The organism is Auraticoccus cholistanensis (assembly GCF_009742705.1).
GTDB classification, from domain to species: domain Bacteria; phylum Actinomycetota; class Actinomycetes; order Propionibacteriales; family Propionibacteriaceae; genus Auraticoccus; species Auraticoccus cholistanensis.
The window spans coordinates 102,123-118,491 of record NZ_WPCU01000006.1 but is presented as its reverse complement, the minus strand read 5'-3'; the positions used below and the strand labels follow the sequence as shown (position 1 = coordinate 118,491).

Genomic DNA, 16,369 nt, shown 5'->3' with positions numbered 1-16,369 from the left:
CTCGTCCAGACCCGCCTCCACATCGGCGTCCACCAGCGAGCTCCCGTTCCCGGTCTCCACGACCTCGACGTCGGCGTCGACGTCGGTGCCGCTTGACGGCGCGGTGGGTGCAGCGGGCTCCTGCTCGACGACGTCGGATGCGTCTCCCCCGCACCCGGCCGAGCCCAGGACCGCCTCATCCAGGCAGGCCTCCAGACCCTCGTCGTCCAGCGTCACGTCGGCGTCCACGTCGACGACCGACTCCTCGTCCCCGGTGTCCACCACCTCGACGTCCGCGTCGGCGTCCAGCGCCGGGGCGTCGTCCTCACCGGCGCTCGCCGGCTCCTTCCCGGTGTCGACCGACACGTCGGCCTCGACCACCGGCTCGGTGTCCTCGGTCTCCACCACCTCGACCGCGGCGTCCACCTCCACCGGCTTCGACGGCTCCTCGCCGACCTCGACGTCCGCCTCAACCTCGACCACCGGTTCCGGCTCCTCGGCGACCACCTCGACGTCGCTCTCCACCTCGGCCGCCGGCTCCGGCTCCCGGCTGACCACCTCCACGTCGGCGTCGACCGCGTCGCCGAGGTCGACCTCCACCTCCACCAGCGCGCCGCTCTCCTCCTCGACCTCGGCCGAGGCACCTACGTCGACCGAGACCAGCGAGCTGCTGGCGTCGCCGTCGACCTCCCCGGGATCGGCCCACGCGGAGCCGACACCCAGGGCGAGCAGACCCAACCCGCAGGCCGCCCCTCCTACGATCCTGACCTTCCATCTGGACATGACCCACTGCTCCTTGTGAATTACGAGGGATTTTTCGGGCACGCGCAGAAATAGCGTCCTGTGCCAGAAAAAAATGACTGAGGCGGAGCAGCGGCCTCAGTCAGGGGAATGCGTGGGAAGCTCCACGAGAACGCGGGGCTGGACGTCGTCGGCGGCCGACGAGGCGGCCTCCTCGGCGCCGAGGACCCGCAGCGCGGACGTCAGCTGGGCGGGCGGGATGTCGGCACCGCCGCCGCCGGCAGAACCCAGCGCGGAGGTGGCCCCGCTGCCCGCCGCACCCGGCAGCGGGGACGGGCTGTGGTCGCCGGGCGCCGGGGTGCCGGTCGTCGTGGCCACGTGCGAGCTCGTGCCGCCCACCGGTGCCACGGCAGCGGCCGGACCGGTGGTGTGGGAGGCGTCGCCCGGGGTGCCCACCGGAACCGAGGGCAGGCAGCCAGGCTCGGAAAGGGTCGTCGCGCGCGCGTTCCCGGACGCCCGGTCGTTCCCGGACCCGCCGTCGTCGCCCTGCGACCCCTCGGCACCGGCTGGGCTCGGGGAGGGCGGCAGCGGGACGGCAGGCGCCGTGCCCGGGCCTGCGACGGCACCCGGCACGCCGGGCGTCAGGACGGGGGCCGGCCCGGGCACCGAGCCCTCGCCGGGGAGCGGGACCTGGCCGGGCAGCGGGACCTCGTGGCCGGGCGGCAGCGGGGGCAGGACACCGCCGGGACCCGGGAGGACCGGCGTCAGCACCGGCGGCAGGACGTCCTCGGCGACCGGGGCGACGACACCGTCCACGGTGCCGGCCACGGGCCGGACCACGCCGACGACACCGCCGACCGTCCCGTCCGCACCGGAGAGCACCGGGTCGACGACACCGTCCTGGACGGCACCCGTCACGCCGCCCACCGGACCTGGGAGCCCGCCGAGGACGGGCTCGAGCACCTCGTCGGACACACCGTCCAGCACGGATCCCGTGGTGTCCTCGACCACGTCGAGGACACCACCCACGAGGCCGCCCTGCGGACCCTCCGGAACCGGGTGGCCGGTCCCACGGTCGCCCGGCTCGTCATCGACCGGGTGCGATCCCCCCTCGTCAGGCGCGCCCTGGTGCCCCTTCCCGTGCTTCTCGCCGGCGTGCCCCTTCTCGGGCTTCTCGGACGGGGACTTCTCGGGCTGGGGCTTCTCCGGCTGGGACTTCCCGGGCTGGGACTTCTGCGGCCCGTCCTGACGGCCCTCGTCCCGGTCCTGCTCAGGTCCGGGGTCCTCGCGACCGGGGCCGGCGTCCCCGTGACCGCGCTCGTCCTGGTGCTGCGGCTGGGCCGGAGCGGGCTCGGCGGGACGCTCCTCGGGGGGACGGCTCGCGTCGGGCTGGCGGCCCTGGTCCGGCCCTGCCTGGCTCGGCGTCTTCCCCGGCCGGTCCTGCTGCGGCTCGGACGGCTCAGGCTTCGGCTTGGCCGGCGAACTCTTCTGGGGACGCTCGGGGGCCGCGTCGGAGCGGGGCCCCCGGGCCACCTTCTCCACGACCGAGCTCACGCCGTCGGTGGTCTTCTTCACCGTGCCGCTGACCTCGCGGGTGGCGCCCCCGGCGAGCTGGCCGACGCCGTCCAGCACACCGGCGGGCTCGTCGGCCCTGTCCTCGGCGACGGCGCTCTGCCCGGACCACAGGAAGGCCAGGGTGACCAGACCCACCACGGCGAGGAGTCCGCGCACGAGCACCGCGAGGGGGGTTCGTCCCTCTCGCCTCTGGGTGCTCCACGGCGCGGACATGATCAACGACGATAGGTCGGGAATCGCCGCTTGGGAATAGCCCGGGTCCGCCAGAAATTCCGGCTTCCTTTTCGCGACCCCGCCACCCGGTTTCGCCCGCCGCCGTCCGGCGGTGGGGCGTGGACTAGCGTGGCGGGCATGCATCGACCTGTGGCACTGGTGACGGGGGGCTCGCGCGGGATCGGTCTGGCGGTGGCCCGCGAGCTCGCCGACGACCACGACCTGCTGCTCGGCGGCCGCGACCCGGAGCAGCTGGAGGAGGTCTGCGGCACGCTCCCCCACGCCCGGCCCTTCGTGGTCGACCTCGCCGACGAGGAGGCGACGGCCCGGGCGGCCGAGGCGGTCGGCGACGTGGACGTGCTGGTCCACAGCGCCGGCGTGGAGGCGTCCGGACGCGTCGAGGAGCTGACCCGCGAGCGCTGGCGGCAGGTGCTGGAGCTGAACCTGGTGGCGGTCGCGGACCTCACCCGGCTGCTGCTGCCGGGGCTGCGGCGCCGCTCCGGTCAGGTGGTGATGATCAACTCCGGCTCGGGCTTCTTCACCACGCCCGGCGGCGGCCTGTACTCGGCCTCGAAGTTCGCGCTGCGGGCCCTCGCCGACACGCTGCGCGAGGAGGAGCGGGGTCGGGTGCGGGTGGTCTCCGTCCACCCGGGCCGGGTCGACACCGACATGCAGCGGCGGCTGCAGACCGGCCACGGCCGCGAGTACGACCCCGGCGAGCACATGCGCCCGGAGTCGGTGGCGGCCGCGGTGGCGATGGCCGTGCGCACCCCACCCGACGCCGTGGTGGAGTCGCTCAGCATCCGGCCGGCCGGGTGAGCGGCGGCGAGCCGGCAGCGCTGCGGGCGCTGCACCACCTCGACGTGTGGGTGCAGGACCTGCCGCGGGCCGAGGCGGAGTGGGGCTGGCTGCTGGGGCTGCTGGACTGGGAGCACGACGGCCAGGTGCTGACCCACCCCGACGGCACCTACCTCTACCTCGAGCACTCCCCCGACCAGCTGGACGTCCCGCACGAGCGACGGCGCCCGGGGGTCAACCACCTGGCCGTGCTGACCGACGACCGCCACCTGCTCGACCGCATCCGCGCCGAGTCCTCGGCCCACGGCTGGCACGAGCTCTTCGCCGACCACTACCCGCACGCCGGCGGCGAGCAGCACTGCGCCCTCTACCTGGAGAGCTCGGAGGGTTTCGAGGTCGAGGTCGTCTGCCAGCCCGCCGTGCAGACCTGACCGCCCGCGCGCTGGCGGGCGGTGGCCGTCCGGTCAGCCCCCGACCACGACCTCCGGGACCGCGAGCAGCCCGGAGGCCAGCCCGACGCCGGCGCGCTCCAGCTCCTGCATGGCGAAGCGGTGGCCGTAGCGGACCCGGCTGCTCCGCACCAGCTCCTCGATCGCGGGCTCGGTGGTCAGCGCGTTCGCGGCGGTGTTGGCCACCACCAGCCGCAGCTCGTTGGCCCCGGGACGGACCAGCCCGGTGACGTCGACGCGGTAGGGCGGCGCCCACAGCACCGCCGCCCGGTGCTCGCCGACCCACACCTCGGCCACCTCGCCGACCGGGGTGGTCACGTCGGCGCGGTAGGAGTGGGAGGCCGCGTCCGGGTCGTGCTCGCGCGCAGAGCAGCCGCCGAGGTCCAGCAGCAGGCGGCCCGTGGACAGCTCCTCCTCGTCCACCACCAGCTCGGTGCGGTAGGTCGCCCGGCCGGAGAAGTCCGCCCGTCCCGGCTCGTCCTCCCAGCGGTGCGGCAGCTCGACCGGCTGCTCGGGCTCGTCGCCGAAGGCCACCGTCCAGCCGCCGAGCCGACGTCGCGACGACTCCGCCGGCGCGTCCGCAGCCGGTGCCGGGGAGCCGTCGTGGCCCACCACGACCAGCGCCTGGTACGGCTGCAGCACCAGCTCCACCGCGTCGCCCCCCGCGGCGCCGACCACCTCGCCGGTGGCCGCGTCCCACACCTCGGTGGCGCGACGGCCCGAGGCCAGCCTCAGCGCGGGCTCGCGGACGTGGGCGCCGGTGTTCACGACCAGGTGCACCTCGGCGCCGTCGACGTGACGGCTGCTGACCACGACGTCCTCGCGGCTTCCGCCGAGCACCAGCCGCGGCGGGGCCGCCTCGTCCAGCAGCGGCTCGAGCTCGGACAGCGACGCGGCGTGCCCGTCGCCCAGGGCCGCGTCGCCGCCCAGCGTCAGCACCCGTCCGCCGGCGGCCACCACCCGCTGCAGCCACCGGGCGGTGCCGGCGGGCACCCGGCGGGTGCGGGGCAGCACCACCACCGGCACCCGGGCCGGGTCCAGCAGCTCGACGGCGTCGTCGTCGAACAGGTCGTAGTCCCGGCCGGTGCTGCGGAGCAGTCCGGTCAGGCCGTCACCCAGCCAGGCGGACGTGGAGCGCCACAGGTCGAGCTCGCCGCCGCTGCCGGGCCCCATGGTGGCGGCCACGTCGGTGGCCGGGACGTAGACCAGCACGTCGCGCACCGGCTCGCCCTGGCGCATCAGCCAGCAGAGCCGCTGCAGGTAGCGGTTCAGGTCCGGCGCGGCGGCCCACCACGGGTTGCGGTCGTCGAGGGCTCCGGCGGCGTAGAAGAACCAGCCCAGCCCGGGGGCGTCGGCCGGCGAGTACGGCCAGCCGTGACCGATCAGGTGGTTGACGCCGTTGAGCAGGTGCTCGTGGGCCTCGCCCTTGAGGTCCAGCGGGGTGGCCCGGAAGGACGGCGAGTGCACCCACGTCCAGGCCTCCGCCGAGGTGACCGCCCGGCCGTGCAGGTGGGCGGCCGAGGACGCCCACCGCGTCTGCGGCACCCGCCTCCAGCCCCACCCCTCCCCCTCGTGCTGGTGGGCCCGCCCGTAGCTGCTGAGCGTGGCCGGCGGCACGCCGTAGCTCTGGATGCGGAACGGCACGCCGTGCTCGTCGGCCCACCGCGCCACCACCGCGACGAAGTTCTCCTCGTACAGCTCAGAGAGGGTGCGGAGCAGGTCGGCGCGCAGCTGCTCGGTCCCCCCGGTGGGCACGACCAGCTCGTACAGCCGGGGCCGCAGGTCGTACCCGCGGCGACGCTCGAACTCGGGCAGCAGCTGCGGCGTCCAGTCCGCCCCGTACACCTCGAGGCTGTCGCAGAACACCGAGCCGAGCAGCTCGGCCGGGACGGCCGCCAGCAGCGGCTCGGCCACCGCGCGCAGGTGCTCCTCGGTCGCCTGCGCCGAGTAGTGGTCCAGCACCGGCCCCTCGGCGCCCGCGGCGGCCCGCTTCACCTGCTGCCCGGTCAGCCGCGACCAGGCCAGCAGCAGCACGCGGGGCTGACCGCCGGCCGGCACCCGCACCACGCCGTCGGACACGTCCAGCGGCTCCACCTCGGCCGGGGTCTCCAGGGCCGTCCCGTGGCCGACGAAGGCGGCCACCAGCTCCTCACCGGGCCAGCCGGCCGTGGCGGGCAGCTCGAGCGCGCCGCCGCCGATCTCGCGCCGCTCCCAGTCCAGCCGGCGGGCGGCGGTGGCCTCGGTGACGTGCGGCCCGCCGTAGGACCAGCCGCTGCCCAGCGTCACGTCCAGACGAAGCCCCAGCTCGCGGGCCCGCTCGGCGGCGAACCGCACCCGGCTGAGCAGCTCGGGGGAGCCGAAGCGGGTGGCGGCCTCGACCAGCGGGTAGACGAAGGCGACCTCGGCCCCGCCGAGACCGGCCTCGGCCATCGCGGTGAGCTGGCGGTCGAGCTCGGCCTCCTCGACCGACGGCCCGAACCACCACCACCGCATCATCGGCCGGGCCTCCGGGGAGGGTGATCGGAACCCGCTGCGCAGCACGTCGATGTCCACCGCAGGGAAACTACGGCACCGGGCAGCCGCCGTGGCCGGCGGGGCTGAAACGTCTCAAGTCGCGGCGGGGGCGGTGGCGCGTCGGCCCGGCCGGCTCGTGCGGTCTAGACTGCCCGGTGGTCCGGGCCCGGGAACGGCCCAGTCGAGGTGTGAGGAGTCGCAGGTGCCGATCAGCAAGGTGCTCGTCGCCAACCGGGGTGAGATCGCCGTCCGCATCGTCCGCGCCGCGGCCGACGCGGGTCTGGGCAGCGTGGCGGTCTACGCCGACGCCGACCGCGACGCGCTGCACGTGCGGCTGGCCGACGAGGCGTACGCCCTGGACGGGGCGACCCCCGCTGAGACCTACCTCGACATCGCCAAGCTGCTCGACGTCGCCCGCCGCAGCGGCGCGGACGCCGTCCACCCCGGCTACGGCTTCCTGGCCGAGAACGCCTCCTTCGCCCGCGCGGTGATCGAGGCTGGGCTGGTCTGGATCGGCCCGCCGCCCAGCGCCATCGACGCCCTCGGCGACAAGGTGCAGGCCCGCCACATCGCGCAGAAGGTCGGCGCGCCGCTGGTGGCCGGCACCCCGGCCCCGGTGGCCGACGCCGAGGAGGTGCTGGCCTTCGTCGACACCCACGGGCTGCCGATCGCCATCAAGGCCGCCTTCGGCGGCGGCGGCCGCGGGCTCAAGGTGGCGCGACGCCGCGAGGAGGTGGCCGACCTCTTCGAGTCCGCCACCCGCGAGGCGGTCACCGCCTTCGGCCGCGGCGAGTGCTTCGTGGAGCGCTACCTCGACAAGCCCCGTCACGTCGAGACCCAGTGCCTGGCCGACAGCCACGGCAACGTGGTGGTCGTCTCCACCCGCGACTGCTCGCTGCAGCGCCGCCACCAGAAGCTGGTCGAGGAGGCCCCGGCCCCCTTCCTCAGCGAGGAGCAGGTCGAGCGCCTCTACACCGCCTCCAAGGCGATCCTGCGCGAGGCCGGCTACGTCGGGGCGGGCACCTGCGAGTTCCTGGTCGGCACCGACGGCACCATCTCCTTCCTCGAGGTGAACACCCGCCTCCAGGTCGAGCACCCGGTCTCGGAGGAGGTCACCGGGCTGGACCTGGTGCGCGAGCAGTTCCGCGTCGCCGACGGCGAACCCCTCGGCTACGACGACCCCGAGGTCCGCGGGCACTCCATCGAGTTCCGCATCAACGCCGAGGACGCCGGCCGCGGCTTCATGCCCGCCCCCGGCACCCTCACCGAGTGGCTGCCGCCGTCGGGTCCGGGTGTCCGCGTCGACGAGGGCTACCTGACCGGGGCCACCGTCCCGGGCAGCTTCGACTCGCTGGTGGCCAAGGTCGTCGTCACCGGTGCCGACCGGCCGCAGGCGCTGGCCCGGGCCCGCCGGGCGCTGGCCGAGATGCGCTGCGAGGGCATGCCCACGGTGCTCCCCTTCCACCGCGCCGTGCTGCGCGACCCGGCGTTCACGGCCGCCGACGGCGGCTTCGCGGTGCACACCCGCTGGATCGAGACCGAGTTCGACGGTGCCATCGAGCCGTGGTCGGGCACCCCGGGCGAGGCCCCCGAGCCCTCCGAGACCTCCACGGTCGTGCTGGAGGTCAACGGCAAGCGGGTCGAGGTGAAGGTCCCCGCCGGGCTGGGGGCCGCCGCCGCCCCGGCCGCGCCGAAGGCCGGCAGGCCCGCCCGCACCCGCTCCCGCTCGACCGCGGCCTCGGCCGCCCCCACCGAGGCGCTGACCGCCCCGATGCAGGGCACCATCGTCAAGGTGGCCGTGGCCGAGGGCGACACCGTGGCCGAGGGCGACACCGTCGTGGTGCTGGAGGCGATGAAGATGGAGCAGCCGCTGCTGGCCCACCGGCCGGGCGTGGTGCACGGTCTGCAGGCCGAGGTGGGGGCCACCGTCTCCAACGGTGCGGTCGTCTGCGAGATCCGCGACGCCGGCTGAGGCCACTACGCCGCGAGCCCGAGAGCCCGGCCACACCGGCCCAAGAAACCTCTAAGAAAGGGCCCCTGCGGTCGGGACCACTGGTGCGGTCGGGGAGTATGGAAGCATGGAACTCGTCGTGCTTCTGCTTGTCATGGGCGCCTTGCTGAGTGGTGGGGTGTTCGCCGCCCGTCACTCCGCCCGGCAGAAGGAGCGGGCTGCGCGGGCCGAGCTGGAGAACCAGCTGTCGGTCTCCAAGCGCGCCGCCGACGAGGACGTCACCAAGTTCGGCGAGGAGCTGCAGCGCCTGGACGCCGACGTGGCCGGGCACGCGCTCGACGAGATGATGCAGCAGGACTACTCCCGCGCCCTCGACGCCTACGACAACGCCAAGCAGTCCCTGGACGCGGTCACCCGGCCCGACGAGATCCGCCACGTCACCGAGATCCTCGAGGACGGCCGCTACGCGATCGCCTGCGTGAAGGCCCGGCTGGCCGGGCAGCCGCTGCCGCAGAAGCGTCCGCCGTGCTTCTTCAACCCCGCCCACGGCCCCTCCACCCAGAACGTGATGTGGGCCCCGGCCGGTGGCGCGGAGCGCGAGATCCCGGCCTGCGCGGCCGACGCCGAGCGGGTCCTCGCCGGCGCCGACCCCTACATCCGCACCGTCCAGCGCGGCGCGCAGCGGGTCCCCTACTGGGAGGGCGGCCCGGCGTACTCCCCCTGGGCGCAGGGCTACTACAGCTCCTGGCGCGGCAGCGACATGCTCTCCGGCGTGCTGATCGGCTCGCTGCTCTTCGGCGGCGGCGGGAACATCTTCGGCGGCATCGGCGCCGGCATGGCCGGGATGGGCGAGGGCATGGGCGACATGTTCGAGGGCATCGGCGACGGCTTCGAGAACATGGGTGAGGGCCTCGGCGACATGTTCGGCGGAATGTTCGACTGACTCAGGTCAGCACCCGGTCGGGGTGGGTGTAGACGTTGCAGCCCCGCCCCCGGTTGAAGCCGACGAGCGTGATGCCGGCCTCGTCGGCGGTCTCCACGGCCAGCGAGGACGGCGCCGACACCGCCGAGACCAGCGGGATCCCGGCCAGGTGCGCCTTCTGCACCAGCTCGAAGGAGATCCGTCCCGACAGCTGCAGGGCGTGGCCGCGCAGCGGCAGCCGGCCCTCGCGCAGGGCCCAGCCGACGATCTTGTCCACGGCGTTGTGCCGGCCGACGTCCTCGCGGACGCACACCACCCCACCACCGGCCTCGACCAGCGCCGCCGCGTGCACCCCGCCGGTGCGGTCGAACATCTCCTGCCGCTCCCGCAGCCGGTCGGGCCAGGACAGCACCTCCGTCAGCGGCACCGCCGTGCGGTCGGCCGCCACGTCGAAGCGCGAGAGCTTCGTCACCGCCTCGATCGAGGCCGTGCCGCAGGCCCCGCACGAGCTGGAGGTGTAGACGGCCCGGTCGGTGCTGGCGGGGCGGACGACACCCGGCGCCAGCCGGACGTCGAGGTGGTTGAAGCTGCGGCTGCCGTCGGGGTCCACCCCGCCGCGGTAGCTCATGGTGGCCACCTCGGCGGCGTCGACGATGATCCCCTCGGCGTGCAGCAGCCCGAGGACCAGGTCGAAGTCGTGGCCGGGGGTCCGCATCGAGACCACCCACGGCTCACCGGACAGCGCGATCTCCAGCGGCTGCTCGCCGGCCAGCGTGTCGGGGCCGGTGCGCTCGACGCCGTCCAGGCTGAGCCGGCGGACCCGCCGACGTGTGGTGGCACGCACCTGCTGCACTCCTCCCAGGGCCGGGTACCCATCGTGCCACGCGCCCGCCCCGACGTCGGCCGGGCTGCCCGGGTGCGGGCTTCGTCAAACACCTGCCCGGCGCGTCGGCGAAGCGTGTCCGATTCGTGACCTGAGAGGACTTGTCCTGCGCTGGGCTCCCGTTCAGACTGTTCGAGCACCAGGAGGGGGATCGGGCGCTCGCGTCCGGTGGCCCGGCGAGGCGTCGCCCGTCGGCACTGGAGCAGAACCATGTGACCCGGAAGGTCCTCCGTGCGCCCCACCCTGCCCGAGAACGCCCCGCTCTCCCACGTGCCGGCCCTGCTGCTGGCCCTGTGCCTGCTCGTCGCCCCGTGCCTGCTGGCCCTGCCCACGTCGGTGCTGCCGGCCGAGGCGGCCGGTCGCACCCCGGCCGTCCCCTCGGGGCTGCCCAAGGGCATCGAGGCCCTCGCCGCCTACGTCCCCAACAACTCCTGCACCCCCGGCACGCGACCGGGCACCACCAAGCTGGCGGGCCTGCTGCGCGCCACCTACCCGGGCCTGACCACGGGGACCAGCCGGGCGTGCGACGGCTCGACGACCGAGCACTCCGACGGCCGGGCGGTGGACGCCATGCTGTCGGTGCGCAGCAGCACCCAGAAGGCGGACGCCAAGGCGCTCGTCTCGTGGCTGCTGGCCACCGACCGCGCCGGCAACCGCTACGCCAACGCCCGCCGGCTCGGCGTCATGTACATCATCTACGACAACAAGATCTGGGCCAGCTACCGCTCCTCCGACGGCTGGCGGGAGTACAACGGCTGCGCCGACCTGAGCTCACGCAGCTACGACACCACCTGCCACCGCGACCACGTCCACATCTCGCTGTCCTGGGAGGGTGCCATGGGCAGCACCTCCTTCTGGACCAGGAAGGTGGCCGCGCCCCGCTACGGGTCGTGCGCCTACGCCGGGCTGAACTGGGCCCCCTACGACGACTCGCCGCGCAGCACGCCCTGCCCGCGCTCCACCCGGCTGACCGCGCCGTCCTCGGCCTCGGCGGCCTACAAGGCGCTGGTGCCCTACGCGGGGATGTACATGAAGGCCGGGGCCGCCACCGGGGCTCCGGTGCGGGCGGTGCAGAAGGCGCTCAAGGTGCCCACCACCGGCAGCTGGGACACCGCGACCCGCAACGCGGTGAAGGCGCTGCAGAAGAAGAACGGGCTGACCCAGAGCGGGAACGCCAACACGGCCACCTGGCGGGCGCTGCTCGCCGCGCACGCGCCCCGCTGAGGCGAGCCGGGACGGGGGACGGCGGTTGACCGGGGTCTGGGGTCCCGGTCAGCCGCCGCCGGTGGCCCGCCGGTGCGGGCGGCGCCGGTGGCCGGTCAGTCGCCGAGAGTGGTGATGGAGTGGCGGTGCAGCCGCCGGGCCGCCTCCGCCAGCGACCCCGAGAGCGAGGGGTAGACGGTGAAGTCGCCGGCGAACTCGTCCACGGTGATCTGCTCGGCGACCGCCAGCGAGAGCGGGTGGATGAGCTCGCTGGCCGAGGGAGCGACGACCACGCCGCCGACGATGATGCCGGTGCGGGGCAGCGAGAAGATCTTGACGAAGCCGTCCTCGATGCCCTGCATCTTGGCCCGGGCGTTCCCCCGCAGCGGCAGGTTGACCGTGTTGGCCGGCACCCGGCCCTCCGACACGTCGGCCTGGCTGACGCCGACGGTGGCGATCTCGGGCGAGGTGAACACGTTCGCCGACACCCGGTTCAGGTCCAGCGGGGCGACGGCGTCGCCCAGCGCGTGCCACATCGCGATCCGTCCCTGCATGGCGGCCACCGAGGCCAGCGGCAGCACGCCGGTGCAGTCGCCGGCGGCGTAGACCCCGCGCGCGGACGTCCGCGACACCTTGTCCACCCGGATGTGGCCGGACGGGGTGAGGGCGATCCCGGCCTCCTCCAGGCCGATGCCGGCGGTGTTGGGGATGGACCCGACCGCCATCAGGCAGTGCGAGCCGCTGACGGTGCGGCCGTCGGTCAGGGTGACCTCGACGCCGTCGCCGACGCGGCGGGCGGAGGCCGCGCGGGACCGGGCCATGATGCCCACCCCGCGGCGCTCCATCACCTCCTGCAGCACGCGGGCGGCGTCGGGGTCCTCACCGGGCAGCACCTGGTCGCGGGAGCTGACCAGCACCACGTCCACGCCCAGCGCGTCGTAGGCGCTGGCGAACTCGGCGCCCGTCACCCCGGAGCCGACGACGACCAGCCGCTCGGGCAGGTCGTCGAGGGTGTACAGCTGCTGCCAGGTCAGGATCCGCTCGCCGTCGGGGCGGCCGTCGGGGAGCTGGCGCGGCCGGGTGCCGGTGGCGAGCAGCACGAAGTCGGCGTCGAAGACGTGCTCGCCCTCGTCGGTGTCGGCGACCACGCGGTGGGCGCCGTCCAGCCGTCCGCGGCCGTTGACCACCCGGACACCCTCACGACCCAGCCGCTCGGTGATGTCGCGGGACTGCTTGCCCGCCAGGTCGAGCACCCGCTGGTTGACCGCCTGCAGGTCGACCGAGACCGTCGCCCGCAGGCTGGGACGGCCCTCCCCCGCGGCGCCGGTGACCGTCAGCCCGAGCTGCTCCGAGCCGAGGATGCTGGTCATCACCTCGGCGGTGGCGATCAGCGTCTTGGAGGGGACGCAGTCGGTGAGCACCGCTGCGCCGCCGACGCCGTTCTCCTCGACCAGGGTGACCTCGCCCCCCAGCTGGCTGGCCACCAGGGCCGCCTCGTACCCGCCGGGTCCGCCTCCGATGATCACCACACGAGTCACCCGCCCATTCTTCCACGGTGGCCCCCGCGCCCTACACTGCCGGCCATGTCCTCTCCGTCACGTCGCCCGGACGCGGCCACCCTGGCCGTGGGGGCGCTGGCGGTGCTGCTGGCCGTGGCCGGCTGCGTGATGATCGTGCGCGGGCTGCCCCAGCGCACGCCGACCGAGCAGTGGCTGCTGGACCTGTCGTCGTGGCCGCTGACCCTGGCCGTGGTGCTGATGGTGGCGCGGGTGGCCGCCGAGCGGCGGCTGCTGGCGGCCCGGCCGCTGCCCCGCTGCTTCGTGGTGGGGGCGGTGCTGGCCGGCCTCGGCGTGGTGGCCTGGCTGCTGGTGCTGACCGGGGTCGCGGCTCCGGTGCTCACCCCGACGGGTGCCCAGCTGCTGGTCTGGCTGGGCGTCGGCGCGTGGGTGCTGTGGATCGTCCGCGACGGCGCCCGGCGCCAGCGCACCACCGTCTGGTCGCTGGCCGACCGCGACCGCGACTGAGCGCGCCCGTCCGGGTCCGCGAGCGGTGCGGGTGAGAGGATGCGCGCGTGAGTGAAGACCCTCAGGCCCTCGCCGCCTCCGCCGCCCGCACCCTGCTCGACGGAGCCGGGCTGCCCGGCCTCGACCTGGCCCTGGTGCTCGGCTCCGGCTGGTCGGCGGCCGCCGACCGGCTCGGTGAGCCGCTGCACACCGTCGAGCTGGCCGACCTGCCCGGTTTCAGCGCCCCCACGGTCGCCGGCCACGGCGGGCAGCTGCGGCTGGTGCGCACCCCGGCCGGCAAGGTGGCGGCGGTCTTCACCGGCCGGCACCACTACTACGAGCGCCGCGACGTGGACGCGGTGGTGCACGGGGTGCGGACGGCCGCCGCGGCCGGCGCCTCGGTGGTGGTGCTGACCAACGGCTGCGGCGGGCTCGACCCGGCCTGGCCCCCCGGCACGCCGGTGCTGATCCGCGACCACATCAACCTGACGGCGGCCACCCCGCTGCGCGGGGCGACCTTCATCGACATGACCGAGGCCTACTCCCGCCGGCTGCGGGAGCTGGCGCGCACCGTCGACCCGTCGCTGCCCGAGGGGGTCTACGTGCAGTTCTCCGGGCCGCAGTACGAGACGCCGGCCGAGGTGCGGATGGCCCGCGTGCTGGGCGGGGACCTGGTCGGCATGTCCACCACCCTGGAGACGGTGGCCGCGCGGGAGGCCGGGCTGGAGGTGCTCGGCATCTCGCTGGTCACCAACGCCGCCGCCGGCACCACCGACGCCCCGCTGTCCCACCAGGAGGTCATCGAGGCCGGCCGCGCCGCCGGCCCGCGGCTGGCCGAGCTGCTCACCGGTCTGGTGGCGGTGCTGTGAGCGCGCTGGCGCCCCAGCTCGCCGCCGCCGTCGCCGCCTGGCGGGCCGAGGACCCGGACCCGGCCACCGCCGCCGCCCTGGACGTGCTGGTGGAGCGGGCCGGCGACGGCGACGAGGACGCCCGTGCCGAGCTGGTGTCGGCCTTCGCCGGACCGCTGGAGTTCGGCACCGCCGGGCTGCGGGGCCCGCTGGGCCCGGGGCCGGCGCGGATGAACCGGGTGGTGGTGACGCGGGCGGCGGCTGGGCTGGCGGCCTGGCTGCAGCAGCAGCGGCTGTCCGGAGGCACGGTGCTGGTCGGCCACGACGCCCGCTACAACTCCGACGTGTTCGCCCGCGACACCTGCGAGGTGCTGGCCGGGGCCGGCTTCGACGCGGTGCTCGTCGACCGTCCCGTCCCCACCCCGGTGGTCGCCTTCGGGCTGCGCCACCTCGGCTGCGTCGCCGGGGTGGTGGTGACGGCCTCGCACAACCCGCCGCAGGACAACGGCTACAAGGTCTACCTGGGCGACGGCTCCCAGATCGTGCCGCCGGTCGACACCCAGATCGCCGCCGAGATCGCCCGGGTGGCGGAGCGCCCGCTGGCCGGGCTGCCGCGCTCCTCGGGCTACCGGGTGGCCGACGAGACGCTGCTGCAGGCGTACGTGGCGCGGGCGGCGTCCCTGGTCGGGCCGGAGGCGCCGCGGCAGCTCGACTGGGTCTACACGCCGCTGCACGGCGTGGGGGCGGCCGTCGTGGACCAGGTGGTGGGCCGGATCGGGTTCACCCCCGGACGCCCGGTGGCCCAGCAGGTCGAGCCCGACCCCGACTTCCCCACCGTGGACTTCCCCAACCCCGAGGAGCCCGGCGCGATCGACCTGGCGCTGGCCCTGGCCGCGCAGCAGGGCGCGGACCTGGTGGTGGCCAACGACCCCGACGCGGACCGCTGCGCGGTGGCCGTCCCCGGCGCGGGCGGCGACGCCCCCGGCGGGTGGCGGATGCTGCGCGGCGACGAGCTGGGTGCGCTGCTGGCCGACGACGCGCTGCAGCGCGGCGTCACCGGGGTCTACGCCCGCTCGGTGGTCTCCAGCAGCCTGCTCGACCGGCTGGCCGCGGCCGCCGGGCAGCCCTCGACCACCACGCTGACCGGGTTCAAGTGGATCGGCCGGGTGCCCGGGCTGGCCTTCGGCTACGAGGAGGCGCTCGGCTACTGCTGCGACCCCCGGGCGGTGGCCGACAAGGACGGGATCACCGCCCTGGTGCGGGTGCTGGCGCTGGCGGCCCGGCTCCGCGCGGAGGGGTCGACGCTGCTGGGCCGGCTGGAGGAGCTGGCCCGGACCCACGGGCTGCACGCCACCGACCAGCTCTCGGTGCGGGTCCGCGACCTGGCCGTCATCAGCACGGCGATGAGCACGCTGCGGGCCGCGCCACCGGCCGAGCTGCTCGGCGAGCCGACCGAGGTGGTCGACCTGGCCGCCGGCAGCGAGCAGCTGCCGCCGACCGACGCGGTGCTGCTGCGCACGTCCAGCACCCAGGTGGTGGTCCGGCCCTCCGGCACCGAGCCGAAGCTCAAGTGCTACCTGGAGGTGCGGCTGTCCCCCGCCGAGTCGGCGGACGTCCCGGCCGCCCGGGTCCGCGCGGCGGGGCTGCTGGCCACCCTGCGGGAGGAGATGGCCGCCGCGCTCGGGCTCTGAGGGCGGCCGCAGCGGCGGCGCCGGACTAGAGTGGCGCCCCGTGACTGCGCTGCCTCCCCTGGTCCTGGTGGCGGGCGCGTCGGGCAGCGGCAAGTCCCGGCTGGCACTGACCGCCGGACGCCCGCTGGTCCGTCTGGACGACTTCTACCGCGACGGCGACGAGCCCGACCTGCCGCACGCGCTGGGCATCGTCGACTGGGACCACGTCGACTCCTGGCACCTGGAGCGGGCGGTCGAGGCGCTGGTCAGCCTGTGCCGGACCGGCGCTGCGACCCTGCCCGTCTACGACATCGCCGCCAACGCGGTCGTCGCCCAGCGCACCCTGGTGCTGCCCGACGCCGGCTGCGTGGTGGCCGAGGGGGTGTTCGCCGCCGACGTGCTCGCCCCCGCGCGGGCGGCCGGCCTGGACGTCCACCCGGTCTGGCTGGACCGGCCCCGCACGCTCACCTTCCTGCTGCGGCTGGTGCGCGACCTCCGCGAGCACCGCAAGCCGCCCGCCATCCTGCTGCGCCGCGGTCTGGCGCTGTGGCGCACCGAACCGGCGATGCGCGCCCGGGCGCTGCGGCTCGGGTTCCGGCCGCTGCGGATGCGCGCCGCGC

Annotated in this window: 14 protein-coding genes; 9 read left to right on the top strand and 5 right to left on the bottom strand. The window is 75.2% G+C overall.

What is annotated here, in order from left to right:
- The coding region (locus tag GC722_RS17755; protein WP_197429988.1) for a hypothetical protein at nucleotides 1–762 on the bottom strand (762 nt) is incomplete at its 3' end.
- 96 nt (nucleotides 763–858) lie between these two features.
- On the bottom strand, nucleotides 859–2,451 hold the full coding sequence (locus tag GC722_RS10490; RefSeq protein WP_156609992.1) for a hypothetical protein: 1,593 nt from the start codon (nucleotides 2,449–2,451) through the stop codon (nucleotides 859–861).
- Between the two features lie 195 nt (nucleotides 2,452–2,646).
- On the opposite strand from GC722_RS10490, the gene GC722_RS10485 reads away from it, so the two are divergent.
- On the top strand, nucleotides 2,647–3,327 hold the full coding sequence (locus GC722_RS10485; RefSeq protein ID WP_156609991.1) for an SDR family oxidoreductase: 681 nt from the start codon (nucleotides 2,647–2,649) through the stop codon (nucleotides 3,325–3,327).
- Nucleotides 3,324–3,737, top strand: a complete 414-nt coding sequence (locus tag GC722_RS10480) for a VOC family protein (protein ID WP_197429987.1) — start codon at nucleotides 3,324–3,326, stop codon at nucleotides 3,735–3,737. Before GC722_RS10485 ends, GC722_RS10480 begins: the two co-directional genes overlap by 4 nt.
- 33 nt (nucleotides 3,738–3,770) lie before the next feature.
- Here the strand turns inward: GC722_RS10480 and GC722_RS10475 are convergent, their stop codons facing one another.
- Nucleotides 3,771–6,308 carry a glycosyl hydrolase gene (locus GC722_RS10475; protein WP_156609990.1) on the bottom strand — a complete coding sequence of 846 codons (2,538 nt, stop codon included), beginning with the start codon at nucleotides 6,306–6,308 and terminating at the stop codon, nucleotides 3,771–3,773.
- Between the two features lie 163 nt (nucleotides 6,309–6,471).
- Between GC722_RS10475 and GC722_RS10470 the strand changes: the two genes are divergently transcribed.
- Complete coding sequence (locus GC722_RS10470) at nucleotides 6,472–8,241, top strand: acetyl/propionyl/methylcrotonyl-CoA carboxylase subunit alpha (protein WP_331714679.1); 1,770 nt, start codon at nucleotides 6,472–6,474, stop codon at nucleotides 8,239–8,241.
- 157 nt (nucleotides 8,242–8,398) lie between these two features.
- Entirely contained in the window at nucleotides 8,399–9,163 is a 765-nt protein-coding gene (locus GC722_RS10465; RefSeq protein ID WP_331714678.1) for a hypothetical protein, read from the top strand.
- A gap of 1 nt (nucleotide 9,164) precedes the next feature.
- Here GC722_RS10465 and fdhD read toward each other — a convergent pair whose 3' ends face one another.
- Nucleotides 9,165–9,986, bottom strand: coding sequence for a formate dehydrogenase accessory sulfurtransferase FdhD (fdhD, locus tag GC722_RS10460; protein ID WP_331714677.1), 822 nt, complete (start codon nucleotides 9,984–9,986; stop codon nucleotides 9,165–9,167).
- Nucleotides 9,987–10,256: 270 nt separating this feature from the next.
- On the opposite strand from fdhD, the gene GC722_RS19255 reads away from it, so the two are divergent.
- Entirely contained in the window at nucleotides 10,257–11,249 is a 993-nt protein-coding gene (locus GC722_RS19255) for a peptidoglycan-binding domain-containing protein (RefSeq protein WP_156609986.1), read from the top strand.
- A 95-nt stretch (nucleotides 11,250–11,344) separates the two neighbouring features.
- Here the strand turns inward: GC722_RS19255 and GC722_RS10450 are convergent, their stop codons facing one another.
- The gene (locus GC722_RS10450) at nucleotides 11,345–12,766 is read right to left on the bottom strand and encodes an NAD(P)H-quinone dehydrogenase (RefSeq protein ID WP_331714676.1); all 1,422 of its coding nucleotides are present in this window, start codon (nucleotides 12,764–12,766) and stop codon (nucleotides 11,345–11,347) included.
- 45 nt (nucleotides 12,767–12,811) lie between these two features.
- Between GC722_RS10450 and GC722_RS10445 the strand changes: the two genes are divergently transcribed.
- From GC722_RS10445 to GC722_RS10430, 4 genes are all read left to right on the top strand, one after another.
- Entirely contained in the window at nucleotides 12,812–13,252 is a 441-nt protein-coding gene (locus GC722_RS10445; protein ID WP_156609985.1) for a hypothetical protein, read from the top strand.
- Between the two features lie 47 nt (nucleotides 13,253–13,299).
- Nucleotides 13,300–14,100 carry a purine-nucleoside phosphorylase gene (locus GC722_RS10440; protein ID WP_331714675.1) on the top strand — a complete coding sequence of 267 codons (801 nt, stop codon included), beginning with the start codon at nucleotides 13,300–13,302 and terminating at the stop codon, nucleotides 14,098–14,100.
- Nucleotides 14,097–15,770, top strand: coding sequence for a phospho-sugar mutase (locus GC722_RS10435; RefSeq protein ID WP_331714674.1), 1,674 nt, complete (start codon nucleotides 14,097–14,099; stop codon nucleotides 15,768–15,770). Before GC722_RS10440 ends, GC722_RS10435 begins: the two co-directional genes overlap by 4 nt.
- 106 nt (nucleotides 15,771–15,876) lie before the next feature.
- The coding region (locus tag GC722_RS10430; RefSeq protein WP_156610080.1) for a uridine kinase at nucleotides 15,877–16,369 on the top strand (493 nt) is incomplete at its 3' end.

Bases quoted from the DNA above. Each gene is read 5' to 3' on its own strand.
- GC722_RS10445 (WP_156609985.1), top strand. From the start codon at position 12,812: ATGTCCTCTCCGTCACGTCGCCCGGACGCGGCCACCCTGGCCGTGGGG.
- GC722_RS10485 (WP_156609991.1), top strand. From the start codon at position 2,647: ATGCATCGACCTGTGGCACTGGTGACGGGGGGCTCGCGCGGGATCGGT.